Origin of the sequence: Mycobacterium sp. SMC-2 (assembly GCF_025263485.1) — a bacterium.
Lineage (GTDB): Bacteria > Actinomycetota > Actinomycetes > Mycobacteriales > Mycobacteriaceae > Mycobacterium.
In genome coordinates this window covers 1,210,788-1,223,348 of sequence record NZ_CP079863.1, presented here as the reverse complement: position 1 = coordinate 1,223,348, position 12,561 = coordinate 1,210,788, and the positions used below count along the sequence as shown (strand labels likewise).

11 protein-coding genes and 1 tRNA gene are annotated in these 12,561 nt (G+C 62.2%); 3 read left to right on the top strand and 9 right to left on the bottom strand.

Translation table 11 applies throughout. The features are described from left to right. Positions 1–10: 10 nt before the first annotated feature. Complete coding sequence (locus KXD96_RS05735; protein ID WP_260743492.1) at positions 11–679, bottom strand: hypothetical protein; 669 nt, start codon at positions 677–679, stop codon at positions 11–13. 186 nt (positions 680–865) lie between these two features. Here KXD96_RS05735 and KXD96_RS05730 point away from each other — a divergent pair. The 3 genes from KXD96_RS05730 (at position 866) to KXD96_RS05720 (ending at position 3,201) form a co-directional block, all read left to right on the top strand. Beyond that, positions 866–939 (top strand) — tRNA-Gly (locus tag KXD96_RS05730). Between the two features lie 649 nt (positions 940–1,588). Then, positions 1,589–2,617 (top strand): hypothetical protein, encoded by a 1,029-nt coding sequence (locus KXD96_RS05725; RefSeq protein WP_260743491.1) that lies wholly within the window; start codon positions 1,589–1,591, stop codon positions 2,615–2,617. Positions 2,618–2,649: 32 nt separating this feature from the next. Beyond that, complete coding sequence (locus tag KXD96_RS05720) at positions 2,650–3,201, top strand: hypothetical protein (protein WP_260743490.1); 552 nt, start codon at positions 2,650–2,652, stop codon at positions 3,199–3,201. A gap of 23 nt (positions 3,202–3,224) precedes the next feature. Here KXD96_RS05720 and KXD96_RS05715 read toward each other — a convergent pair whose 3' ends face one another. From KXD96_RS05715 to KXD96_RS05680, 8 genes are all read right to left on the bottom strand, one after another. Beyond that, positions 3,225–4,652, bottom strand: a complete 1,428-nt coding sequence (locus KXD96_RS05715; protein WP_260743489.1) for a tyrosine-type recombinase/integrase — start codon at positions 4,650–4,652, stop codon at positions 3,225–3,227. Then, positions 4,652–5,329, bottom strand: a complete 678-nt coding sequence (locus KXD96_RS05710; protein WP_313901622.1) for a recombinase family protein — start codon at positions 5,327–5,329, stop codon at positions 4,652–4,654. Before KXD96_RS05710 ends, KXD96_RS05715 begins: the two co-directional genes overlap by 1 nt. Next, positions 5,326–5,523 carry a hypothetical protein gene (locus tag KXD96_RS05705; RefSeq protein WP_260743488.1) on the bottom strand — a complete coding sequence of 66 codons (198 nt, stop codon included), beginning with the start codon at positions 5,521–5,523 and terminating at the stop codon, positions 5,326–5,328. Before KXD96_RS05705 ends, KXD96_RS05710 begins: the two co-directional genes overlap by 4 nt. A gap of 1,353 nt (positions 5,524–6,876) precedes the next feature. After that, a complete protein-coding gene (locus KXD96_RS05700; RefSeq protein WP_260743487.1) occupies positions 6,877–9,126 on the bottom strand; it encodes an AAA family ATPase in 2,250 nt (749 codons plus the stop codon). Positions 9,127–9,202: 76 nt separating this feature from the next. Further along, complete coding sequence (locus KXD96_RS05695; RefSeq protein ID WP_260743486.1) at positions 9,203–9,442, bottom strand: hypothetical protein; 240 nt, start codon at positions 9,440–9,442, stop codon at positions 9,203–9,205. A 209-nt stretch (positions 9,443–9,651) separates the two neighbouring features. Next, on the bottom strand, positions 9,652–9,912 hold the full coding sequence (locus KXD96_RS05690; protein ID WP_260743484.1) for a hypothetical protein: 261 nt from the start codon (positions 9,910–9,912) through the stop codon (positions 9,652–9,654). 26 nt (positions 9,913–9,938) lie between these two features. Further along, complete coding sequence (locus KXD96_RS05685; RefSeq protein ID WP_260743482.1) at positions 9,939–10,559, bottom strand: hypothetical protein; 621 nt, start codon at positions 10,557–10,559, stop codon at positions 9,939–9,941. 367 nt (positions 10,560–10,926) lie between these two features. Beyond that, entirely contained in the window at positions 10,927–12,144 is a 1,218-nt protein-coding gene (locus KXD96_RS05680) for a hypothetical protein (protein WP_260743481.1), read from the bottom strand. Positions 12,145–12,561 lie beyond the last annotated feature (417 nt).

The window sequence follows — 12,561 nt, the reverse complement described above, 5'->3', positions numbered from 1 at the left end:
CGTCGCGCGGTCAATCGGCGAGGTACATCTCCCCGCCCCTGGGGTAGCCGCCGCCGGTGGTCGTGACGTGGACGTGGTCGTAGTGGCCGAGCCGGCTCGGTTGCGCTCCGCCGGGCGTGTAGTAGACGCCCCGCCAGATCGCGTCCTGGATCCCGAAGCGCCGCGCGTTCTTCATCACGTACGCGACGATCTCGTTGCCCAGCGCGATGCCCTCGGCGCTCTGCGGGTTGGGGATCATCACGTCGAGCGCCAATCCGAGCGGATGCCAGGGCAGCGAATCCGGTCGCACGCCGCCGATTTGGTGAATTCCCGGGAAGGCCGCGCTGATGCTGCGGGAGACCAGGACCGTTCTCACCTGGAGGCCCTGCTCCGGCGCCAGCCCGGCGGGCAGGAACCGGGATCGGGTGTGGTACCTCGATGCCGCGGCGGGCTGGGCCAGGGGTGAACTCGTGCCGTCGCCGTGGGACACATCCGACGCGAGCACAATCGCAACCGGCTTTGCCGTCACGATTTCCAAACAGCACGGCGAACCGTCCCCAATAACGGGTTCGGCGACGTGTCGGGGGACGAAAGGGGAGACATCGCCGGCCGCCGCGAAGAAGACCGCAGCCGGCGCCAGCATCCCTGCCAGGAGCAGCGGCGACTTTCGCCTCTTCCTGGCTAACCTGTGCCGACCCACCCAAGGCACATTACGACATGATCACGAAAGAATAAACATCAGTTCTGGAATTTGCAGCTGAGCGGCACATTTGGCTCCAGGGGGCATTTCACCGCCCGTCTTGCACGGCGTCGGCCGGGTCACGTCCGCCGGGCACTGTCCGCCCGACGGATCCGCCTACGGATGCTAGCCTTCGTTGTCGACAGCGCCGATGTAGTTCAATGGCAGAACATCAGCTTCCCAAGCTGAATACGCGGGTTCGATTCCCGTCATCGGCTCCACATTGACCACTAGGAACCCGCCTCGTTACCCGGGTCGAGCTCGCGGTGGTCCCGTAACGGTCCCGTACACCTAGCCTTCTCTGCGCCTGGCCCTCGTCCAATTCCTGTTAAGATGCTGACAGGCTCGCTCTGGAAGTTACGGAGGGGCCGGTGCAGAGTGCAGACAAGGTCAATAGGCGCCGGATCATAAGCGCAATGACGGAGCAAAGTGCACGGGCGAAGCACGACCCGGAGATAGTGCGGTTGAGCCCATCCTGAACGACTTGTAGTTCTCCATTGGCAGACCTCGGCGGTCCGGGACGCCGAGCGACAGCTATGGAGGTGAGCCGTGCTCGGCACTTCTCTTTCGGTCGCTCAAGTCATCCTTGGCGGCTTGGCCATTTGGCTTCTGTATTGCTTCATCACGTCCGCATTGCACGGCCCCGAGAAGGGTGTACGGGTCATCCGAGCTGCCGGACAGCACTTCCCCCGCTGCGGCCGAGGCTGCCGAGGAGGTGGAAGCAGCGACGCCCTCGCTAGTCAGCCAGCACGGCACAGGCGCTTGGAGCGCGTCGCCTTGCGATCCACCGACGCGTGGCTTCGCCGTAGCCGCGGCAAAGTGTGATAGGCCTGCTGGGGGCGGATTAGCTGGGAAAAGTGGGGGCCAACGATGGCGCAATATGGGTTCAAGGTCTTCAAGGCCGAGCGCATGAACGGGACCGGGTACACCCCTGTGCCGTTCGTTGACCCAACTTGGGGCGACTTTGTGGATCACCTCGACCGCTCTTACCAAGGTCAACGCGGCCGCAAATGGCACGAGAATCCGCGCGACGCATTCGATAAGGATGGCAAGCCCATCCCCCTCGACCCAAACAGTCGTATTGTTCGCCTCGACTGGGTCCAGCGGTCGGGTATGTCGGTGTTCTTCGGCCTCTCCTCGGGAAAGAACGACGGCTTCAGAGACGCTATGAGCGCCGAGGAAGGAGCGCCTGATCAGTCGATCCAACATCTCGCGCCCCGCCGTCAATACCGTGGGGTGTTCACGCTGCCTCCCAACGAGACGGAGGGCGTTCTCGTCCTGGAGGTCATCTCGCGCTCCTGTCCGGTCGTCACGCTCCGCCAGTGGAGCAGCCGCTGGTCGGAGGAACTAGTAAAGGCGGATGCGAAGCAGAACAAGACCTCCAAACATTGTCGGATGAAGTTCGAGCAACTGACCGATAGCGGCCAGGTGACTTCTCTGTTGAGTGGCGGCGAGCCTCAAGAAATCGTGTTGATCGAACACCAGTCGCCCGGCAACGGACTGCCTGACGTCGTTCAGTATCGGTTAACAGCACCTGTGCGCCAGAAAACGACGGTCATGCAGACCGTGAAGAACTGGGTAGTCGGCGGGGGCGGCGGGAAGGTCAGCAAGGCCGATGGGATCGCACAAGCGCGCGCGTTGGTGGGACCCGAAGTCGCCCATGTGGATTTTGACGACTGCTACGTCTCTGTGAGGCATGAAGGGCAGACCCAACATGTCCGACCCGACGCCTACAGTGAGTTATTCACGTACGACAACAGGACCGAGCAGCGCGAGACCGATGACTACTTCCGAAAGGTGAACGAGAAGCTGGCTTCCTTAGGGTTGGCGCGGACGATGAGCCTAGACTTGACGGACTGGCCGACAGGCCTGCCGAAGCTCCTCGCCGCGACGGCCTGACGTCACGCGCTGACCGCTGCAAGGGGGACGCCATGACTGCACGGATGAATCCCATGCCTGTCCTCCGAGCGCACGCACGCACGCTGGCCAACGGCAGCAGCACTGACTGGCTTGCGCGAATCGTAATGTGGGCAGTTCCGGTAGGCGTTGGCGTCACCGCTTACGTCGTGGCGTGGCGGTTCACAGCGCCCGCTGCCGTGTTGTCTGGCGTGGCCCTCCTGATGGGCGGTCTGCTTAGTACCGCTGGTGTGCTTTCGACTCTCCGTCTGAAACTCACTGATCGCGACGAGACTCATAAAGCAGCTGAGGAAGCCAAGCGCAATCTGGACGAAGCCGTCCCGCACGTGCTTACCGCTGCCTTGGCATGCCTCGCGTCAGCGGTACTGATCATCGTCGCGATGAATTTCCCACTCGCTATGGGCGATCCGACTATTAATCGGGGATTCAGCTGCGCAATTGCGGCGGCGCTCACATTCGTCGCTGTACTTTTTGTCGCCACTATCATTCGGCTCTACGCGGCGTACGTCCAGGTTAATCGGGTACCAAAGCAACTCGATGGGTTTGTCCGTCACGGAGCTCTCTAAAGCGCACACCATGGCGCCATCACCTAGCCGTGAAGCTGTATCACGTTGTCTACCTTGGTAGTCAGTTTAGTTAGTGCCCCGAGCGCGGCCATGTTGCCCGTGTGGTCGTCTGTATTGATCAGATGCGCATAGACGGTAAGCGTCGTCTTGACGTCTCGGTGCCCCATTAGCTCCGCGATGTCGATGGGCCGGATGCCCGCTGCGAGGCACAAGCTCGCGTATGTGTGACGTAGTGAGTGGAACGACTGCGCCGGGGATAGCGGCGCCGTCGGGGTAAGCCTGTTGGCGCGCAACACCGCTGGGCGGTAGACGGCTTTGTAGAAAGTCGTGTGGCGTAGCGGCTGGGTCCAGTCGAGCACTAACCGCTTCTCGGCGTCCTCGACGGCGAGTTCGGCCAGGGCGTTGGCCTGTCGTCGCGCGCGGTCCTTCGCGGTCGCGCTCGGAGGGGCATCTTCCACCGCCGTAGAGGCCGCTCCTGGTGCGGCGGGAGTGGCCCGCGCTCCCGTAGGCCGGGGCCGCGTCAGCGCCATACCGGGCCACAGGGGTGCGGCGGGCTCATCGCGGCGCGGGTGCTCGGCGAGGTAGTCGCGCAGCAACGCGGTCGTCTCGGCGGTCAACGGTACGCGGCGGTAGCTCTGCTTAGTCTTGAGCGGGCCGTACTCGATGGCCGCGCCGTTGGGCCGTGCGGCCTGCTGGACTCGCAGCACGCCTGGCTTCGTTGGGGCGTTCGGGTTCAGCGGTGGGTCTGGCAGTTCGACATTCCCGATGGTGAGCCCGCCAAGCTCCGCCGCGCGCAACCCCGCCCACGCCGCGACGTGAACCAGGACGTTGTAAGGCCACGGCGTCGCGTCCACGAGCGCAGAAACCTGTGCGGGCGTGAGGAACATGGCGCGGTCTACGACTACCCCGACCTGGCCGCCGTTGGTGCCCGTCTCGGTGGGCAACTTGAGGTGCTCGGCTGGGCTCTTCGCCAGCCGGCCATCTACCACCGCCTGCTCCAAGACCATGCGGACGGTCCAGAACGCATGCCGCACCGTGGACGGCTTCTTGCCCGCCGCGGTGAGTTGATTGATCCACGCCTGGATGTACTCGCGGGTGATCTTGTTGAGCGGGTAGCCGCCGAACATCGCGTCAATCCCGAGCGTCTTGCCGTCGCCGCGCCGGGTTGCGGCCGGGGCGAGCGCGTACCGGTGGTTCTCGGCGTCGTTGCGGGTATCGGCCTTGCGCGACTCCAGCCAGATTGCCGCCGCGTCCCGGAACAACATCTTGCCCTTGCCGGGGTCGAAGTCCATACCCGTCAACATCGCGGAATCGGCCTTGGCGGCGAACGCCTTGGCGTCCTTGCGGGTGCGGAACCCGCCCTTGGTCCGTTCCTTGCCATCCGGGGCGTACCAACGCACCACGTAAGTTGTTGTACCGCTAGCGCGTACGCGCTTCTGAATGCCTGCCATCAGCTTGCTTCCATTTCTGTTGCGGCGGTGGCGCTCGCGTAAATGCGCCGCACAGTGGAGGTCTGCCAGGTGGGCAGGCCAGCTGGGCTCAAGATGCCTTCAGCTGCCAACGTGGTCGCGATCTTGGCGAAGCTCAGGCCGGTATTGCGGTCCATGACGATTCGCCGCACGACGCCAGGCGGTGCCTGCCTGGGCCGGCCAATGCGCTCGCCGCGTGCCCGCTTCGCCGCGAGACCGGCCTTGGTGCGCTCGCTGATCAGCTCCCGCTCATACTGGGCGAAGTTGACCAGGTTCATGGCCACCATGCGGCCCGCCGTCGTCGTCAGGTCAACGCCGAGGTCCAGCACCACCAGCGACCACCCTTGGGCCTGCGCGGCTTCGATTATGCTGGTCGCGTTGACGATCGACCGCGACAATCTGTCTAGCTTGGCGACCACAAGCCCGTCGCCTTGCCCGCTACCCAACAGCTGCAACACTTCTCGTAGCTGCGGGCCGATCACCTTGCCGCTGACACCAGCGTCCTTGTAGTGCTCCACGGCCCAGCCTCGGCGCTCGGCTTCGGCGTCGATGGTTGCGCGCTGTGCTTCCAGGCCATTGCGCTTCTCGGCTTGCTCCTCAGTGCTGACACGGCAGTAGCCAAACATGATCGTGCCCTGTGGATTACGTGCCGAGCTCATGCTTCTGGCTCCAGGTCCGCGTCGGGAAAGGCAACGGCCTCCACCAGGTGGTCCAGGCGAATGTTGTTGCGCGTCTGGCGGTCCGCGAACACGTCGGTTACAACGCCCACCGCGCCGATCAGCGACTTTCCGGTCCAGTCGATTGCATCTGGGTGCGCCGCATCAGTGATTGGCTCGCGGCCCTCGTTGGTCACCGACACCACGCGTACGCGATCGCCGGGTCTGAATCTCCCCACTTCGGTTCCTCTCGTCGGGGCGGAAACGGTCGGTTCCGCCTTAAGCCCCGAACGCTACGCCATCTAGCACATCCATATATTCCATCTCACCAGGGATTTTGTCGACCGTGGCAAACACATCGAAGCTGGTCTGCTCCCCGGCGCTCGCCTTACGGCGTTGGCGCCGGGATCGGAACTAGCTGACGACCCGAATTGAGCGTGCTCGGACTGCCGCCCGCTAGCCGCTAACAGCGCAGGCTCATCGCACGCGGCGCACGTGCCCCTTTCGGCCCTCGCGTGCGACTGCACTGTTTCGCACTCGGGAGGCCCGCATCACATCGGCAGCTTCGTCTTGGGTCAAACTCCGCGGCGGAGGCGCGACTGGTGCCGTAGATGTTGCCGATTTGTCGGAGGGTACGTCTGCTGCGTCGGGCCGATCGGCACCGCCTAGGGCCGCCCTAGGGCTGTAATCGAGCCCATCTTTTGGAGGCACGAGCTCCGCGTCCACGATGTCGGGCCCGGCGAAGTCGGCGAGGGCGTCGGGGAGTGGCTCACCGCGACGGACTAATTGCTCAAGCGCTTCGTGTCGCGCACGGCTTGTGTTGGCAAAGTCGATGAACATCTCCTCCCAAGGCGCAAGTGGCTTGGCCGAAAGCTCAAGGGCGTTCTTGGCGCCCAGACCAGCGCGGTCGAGTGCATCACGAATTGCCTGCAATGCAATGGCATCCGGTACATCGCCACCTAGCGCCAGGCCCAAGAGCCGCTGAACAAGAACATCAGCCGCCTGCGCAAGTCGGCGCTGCGCCTTGGCGCGGGTTTGGGGTGCTGCTCCACCGTGGGCCCGGCATACGTTGCCACCAAGCATGCTCGGGGCCCTACATCGTTTACCGGTGCGCTTACTTCTTGCAGTGCACTGAGTTTCGCCCACCTGAAGGTCGTGCAAGAGGTCGCGGCGGTCTAGGGGTTGGTCGGTCATGACTTAATAGGTTCCTCCATCTTGTCGGTCATCAGGGCGCGTCCCGTCGCACGGCCGACGCGGCATTACGGGGTTCCGGGGTGGTCGGTTTGGTCGTCGCGTCACATAGGCCTGGATGCGGTACTGAGGCACCGGCGGTACATGGGTGCCATTGCAATATCGTTATCTGGCCGGGTGGTTCCGTCGCGGTCCCGCCCGATGAGTGTGTTTTCTAGCCCGCCTGGGCGGTAGATACCCCTGATTGCCTAGGGTGGGGATCAAGGGGTTCTAGGGACTACTAGGTATATCTAGGGTTATCTTGAGACCAGGTACCCCTAGATACCCTTGATGCCCCCAGACACCCCTGGTTCCCCTACCTAGGAATCAGGGGTATCTGGACTCTCATCACCTCCGTTCCACCGGAATCGCTTCGGCGCTAATTCCCATGTCCAATGGTCTATTTGGTTGCCCACACGCACGGTTTTGGTCACAATTTTCATGACTTTGGCGGCCGCGCGCACTGTCTTGGCCGAGCAATCGACCACGCTGCGAGTCTTGGCGATTGCGTCCTCAGCGCGCATCGGTCCGTCGGCGAGTAGTTCTGTGAGCACACGCTCGCACTCATCGCGCACTGGAGCATTCTTGCGAGCGTCGCCGACCTTCGCGCCGTCCGCGCCCACCAGTTGGTCTGCATTCAACTCAATAGGGCCGCACCACCTAATAGCCGGACTGTCAGGGTCATTCGGTGCGCTCCCAAGTCGGTACGCGATCGCACTCGGGTCTTTCGTCAAGTTGCCCTTCACCAACGCAATTGCGTGCGTCGGTCCATCGGGCTTTGTCTCCTTGAGCTTGCCGGCCACAACCACTGATCGCGCGATCCCGGTAAAGGCAATCGTGCCGCTGCCTCTGTTCTTCGCGCTCATGCCAGTCGCCTTGTTCAAGTGGCGTACTAGCACTATCGCGCAGCCAGTCTCGCGGGCCAGTGTCACCAACGGCATCAGCGCCTGCCGGGTACTCGGGTCATCGCCAGGCTTCACCTGCCTTGTCGAAAGGAACGCAGTAATCGGGTCTATTACAACCAATTTCGCATGTGTCTCGTTGATCGCTCGCCGTAGCCGGCCAACGTCAGCGGGTATCACAAACGGCAAGGGGTTGCCGTTTTCGTCGGTCGGCTGGTTCATAACATGCACCCGGCCACGGTCAGCCCCGGCCGCATCCAGGCGCGGCACGATAGTGTCGTCCTCATCATCCTCAACGCCGACCAACACGACGCCTGCTGGCTCAGTGCTGTTACGAGGCAATGGTTCACCATCGACCACCGTCTGCGGCCATTCGCTGCCCGTCGTCACCATTGCTGCCCAAGCAAGCGTTATGACTGACTTACCAACGTCGGGCTCGCCTTCCAGAATGGACACCTTGGCGAGCGGTAGCCAGCCGCGCCAGAGCCATTCGACTTTCGTCGGCTTGACATCGGCCAGCGAGCGCGTGGCAACACCTTCCACTTTGTCAGCCCAACCGTCGGGATCACCGGCCCCAGCGTCGCACTTGTCGTCGGGCATGTACCCGCTGCGGGTAGTGTCATATTCCGCCTTGGCTTTCGCTAACGCGCCATCGACGCTTCGCAGAGCTTCGGCGGTCAGCGTCGCATCGTCACGCTTGCTTAGGCTCAAGTCCCGCCAATAGGTCAGGTACTCGTTCATCGCAGTGTGCCAACCGCAGTGGCCCTCAAGGGCCATCTTGGTGAAGCTCCACACAACATCATTCATCGGGTGGTGGCTGTCGCTGAGATTTAGCTCGGCTTTGTACTCGGCCACGTTGCTAGCCATCGCGTTGCACGGCTCGCCTTGGCACTCGTGGAATGTCTTGAGTGCCCAGTCCTCAAGATCGCCTATTTCCAGGTCGCTCTTGGCGTCTGCGCCGCTGCCCTCGCCCGCCACTAGGTGCTTAAACCATGGCTCCGGCAACATCGCCACATCGCCCATCGGCGGCACGCTGTCGTATTTCTTCAGTTCCTTGCCTGGCCGCCCCCAACGGAACTCATACCTCGCACCTGTTGGGTGAATGCTCGGCCATACCACGAGGTACCGCAGCCCCGCATACAGTATGTCGATATGCTTCGGCCCCTCGTGGCCAGTAGCACACGCCTTGCCGCGAAAGCGAAATCCTCTAGGCACGAAAAACAGCCGTGTACCCGACATCGGGCTAGCGTCCCAACGTGCGCTCGACACGACCGTGGCGGGTAGCCCACCAAGTTCTGCTTCGAGCTTCGCTAGTTGTTGGGCGCCATGCTTATCGCCGTAGTCGTCAACGTCGATGCCGATGAGTTCCCAACCGTCAACGTTGTTTCCGGCGTAAGCGAAGGGCAAGCGCCCATTCAGCCACTCGCGGGGCACCTCCGCGAGCCGCAAGCAAATATTGCCATCGGTTTGGCTATCGCACCATCGGCGCACCCGAGCGTTGTCAGGGTACGGCGCGCCATGGCCTGTGAAGCCATCCGGCGGAGGCCCTTTTGCTTTGGGTGGCAACGGCAATGTGCCTCGCCAACCTTGCTTTCGGTACCGTCGCGCTGTGCGGGCGAAGGGGCCGTCAGTGTCGTCCTCGTGCTCGGCGGGCGGTAGACTAGTCATCACGAACCTTCTGCTGCCAAGGTTGTTGGGTCGCACCGCGCCGGTCAGGTTGGCATCCCTGGCCGGCGCAATATTTCTAGTGGGAGCCTTGGTATTCCGGCGCTTGGTAGTTCCCAGGCTGGCGCCGCGACTCGACCCAATCCAGGGCGTCCTGCCGAGACACGACGTTGCGCACACCAAGCCGGACAGGGATCAGCTCGCGACGAAGGAATGCGTACTTGATCATCCGGCGGGTTACCGGGTATCCCTGCTCCAGCAGGTACCTGAACACGCCATCTTCGTTGAGGTTCGTGACCTTCATCGGGTCAACAGACATGAACTTTCCTCTAAGTTCAGGCCCGCCTGCGAAATACAAAACGGGCAAGCGCCGACACGTCCGCACCGGGTTGGTGCTTTCGTTGAGCTTGCCCGCCAGGGTCACTCATAAAATCGCCGAACCCGAACGGGTCCGGTACCGCTAGCCTACTCCACCGATTGTCGACGCGCCGCCGCTGGACACGGCGAACATGATTGCACTCGCGTGGATTACGTGGTCAGCGGTGCATAGCCGTGCTTCTTAAGGTACTTCCGCCATGCCGTCGCCATCTGCTTCTCATCGAAACCACGCGTCTCATACGAACCGGGAAATCTGCTGAAACGCAGGTCAAAATAGACCCGATTAAAGGTGGGCTCATCGATGTCCTCAATGCCTCTGCGAATAGCAGCCTCGATGGCCGGCGCCATCTCGGCGTCGGCACGCCACGCCTCATCGCGGTCGATGATCATGCCCCGCAGATTCTTCAGCATGCTTGGCGGGATCTTCCACGTAGACTTCATGATCGCGTCTCCACCACGTCGATCTTGTCGGCGACTTCTCGGAGCTTCATGATCACGCGATGCAAGTCCGCGCGATCACGCGCGAGGCTCTCACCGTTTCTGGCGAACCGGTCATCCTCGCTGATGCGGACGAGCCTGTCCGCGTGTTTAGTCAACTTTTTAACAGTGTCTCTCCACGCCTCGGTGATCGGCCTTCGCCTCGGGGTGACTTCCGACGTACTTTGGTAGTTCTTGCCGTCCAAGCCGACCGTGGCAGCTGAGGAATTTTCCTCACCTGACCGCAGGTCGTTGCTCACGGTCTTCTGGTCGACATCCAACACGGCGGCGATTGCTCGCTGGCTCATGCCCTCACTGGACATCAAGGCGGCCAACATCTTCCGCTGCATTCTGTCGGCTGGCACCACTCGAACCGTGTCTTTGACATAAGCCGTCCATGACGCGAAACCCAAGGCGTCGTGGATGCGGCCGTCCTTCGCCTGTTTGAGCAACTTGATCACTTCATAGGCGTCGTCCGCCAGCTTGCCGATCGCTTCCTTGATCTCTTCATCCAGCGCCCTGGCGGCCTGCTCATCGAGCTTGTCACCGTCGATGACGGATGGTTCGGATATAACTGTCACTTCGTTTCCTTCTCTCGTGCTTCTCCGAGAAAAGGAAGGTGCCCTCGGAGAAGCAAACTCGTTCTGCACGTGTTCGTACAGATTGGGTTTGTCTCTCCGAGGGCACCCTGCGTCAGCTTGCTGCACCCTCGATCAGTGGCTTCAGGTCCCCCGCCCCGCAGGGCAGATGCCTCCACGAAAGACCGGTATGGCTCGCCGTGCATGCTCAATCGGCGACCTCGCCAGTGTACTCAGGTAATGCTGTCGGTGCCACCGTCTACGCCGGTCGACACGCTCCCCTAGACGGGCCGTCGCCCGATGCTCGGCAAGCAGGTGCACGAGAGCTACAACAGTTGTGCTGCTTACATAGCGTCGGCAGGCCTCCTGTCTATCCGGGCGTACTGCCCCTCGCCGCCTTGTCTCGTTGCAGCCTGTGCACGAAAGCATTCTCCAACGCCATACGCCCATCCCAGGTTGGCCGGCGGATCACCGGCATCGCCAGGGGCTGGCTGAGCGGATCCAACGACTCGTCGACATATTGCCGACACCAGGCCAACCATTGGGCAGCCGCGTCGCGCCGGGTGCCATGGCTCATGGCGTCGACGGTTGCCTTCATCGTGTCCAAGAACTCCCGAAGTTCCCTTGCCTCGCGCCAGGCTGCGTGCTGGCTGCGGAGTGTCTCGGTCCGGACATTCTCGGCGTGCCGGATTTCAGCGAGCCGCTCGGCTTCCTCACGGATCCTCTGGCGCTCGATCTCCTGACGCCGTTCAGCGTCCTTGTGTTCTGCGTCAATCACTGCCCAGCGCTCAAATGTTGTCATCACGTCGGGTAGTCGATGTTCAAGCGGCAGTGTCTTCGACTCCGGCCACATGATCTTCGAAGAGAAGCGACTACGGGTATCCAATGCAATGCTCAGGCGGTCTGCCGGCACATAGTCATACCTCGGCGGCGGCCAGGAGTACTTCTTGTCTCTTTCGAGTTCTTCGCGCGTCGGCGTGTGAGGCACCCTCGCCTTGGGCTGCAAGATATCGACCGAGCAGTCAACCCCTTCGACTGTGAGGATCAAATCACCACCCAACCGGCTGGGATCTTCGATGTAGCCGTGGACGTTGCGCTTCGGCAGGCGTACCGAGTGCCCCCGCGCCTCGGCTTCCCGCGCGACCGCATGAAGCAGTCTGAAAGCCCTATCGCGCAATGATCTATCGATGGAGTCGAGCCGCTTCTCGGTGCGCAGTGTTGCCACCGCCGGGTGCCACCGCGCAACCCGCTTAGCGCTCACAACGTCAGCCGGCGGCGTAGTCTTCCAGTCTGACACTGCCGACAACCGCAGGATGACATCGCCATATTTTGCGCCGTCAATGAGGATGACCTGCTGCCCGTCGGGCGCCATTCTCCGCCTGTTGATGATGCCAACTAGGCTGCGGTAGCTCGTTTTGTCATCTTCACTGTTGCGGTTCAGGATGCCACCACCGTCAATGATGTCCCTCAACAGCTTTCGTGTCGGCGTGAGTTCGTCAGGCACGGCGGGCTTCGGTGGATGAATTGGCACCGGGGGCGAAACCACGAGCGAATAACTGACACGCTCCGGTGCATCCCGCACTGCCACCGCGGTCGAGTCTCCTGTCGAAGCACGCCTCCGTCGTGCCTGCCAGTGTCCGGGCGGGTAGTTACGATGCTCGAGGTAGTACACACCCGCGGCGAGTATCGTCGCCGTCCATCGACCACCGCGTTTTGACACTGACACCAGGCGACGGCTCTGCAGTGCGATCGCGACAGTCTTGTAGGTGTAGTCGTTCCAGCGACCCTCCGGGCAACTCTCATGGATCCAACGCAACACATCGAGTTGTCGCAGATTTAGCGGAGCATCAAGCGGCACAGTGCTATTCGATCACGCATAGCCGCGCTTGGCGCGGCAGACCGTATAGTGAAACCGCCGCCTGTACCGGAACCCTGTGGCGGCTGTTGCGCGGTCTACACATTGCATCCTGCTACAGGTGAGCAGGCTACCGGTAAGCTCCCGGTA

Coding starts and splice junctions, on each gene's coding strand:
- KXD96_RS05725 (WP_260743491.1), top strand. CDS start 1,589: ATGGCGCAATATGGGTTCAAGGTCTTCAAGGCCGAGCGCATGAACGGG.
- KXD96_RS05690 (WP_260743484.1), bottom strand. CDS start 9,912: ATGCTGAAGAATCTGCGGGGCATGATCATCGACCGCGATGAGGCGTGG.
- KXD96_RS05715 (WP_260743489.1), bottom strand. CDS start 4,652: ATGGCAGGCATTCAGAAGCGCGTACGCGCTAGCGGTACAACAACTTAC.
- KXD96_RS05695 (WP_260743486.1), bottom strand. CDS start 9,442: ATGTCTGTTGACCCGATGAAGGTCACGAACCTCAACGAAGATGGCGTG.
- KXD96_RS05700 (WP_260743487.1), bottom strand. CDS start 9,126: ATGACTAGTCTACCGCCCGCCGAGCACGAGGACGACACTGACGGCCCC.
- KXD96_RS05710 (WP_313901622.1), bottom strand. CDS start 5,329: ATGAGCTCGGCACGTAATCCACAGGGCACGATCATGTTTGGCTACTGC.
- KXD96_RS05720 (WP_260743490.1), top strand. CDS start 2,650: ATGACTGCACGGATGAATCCCATGCCTGTCCTCCGAGCGCACGCACGC.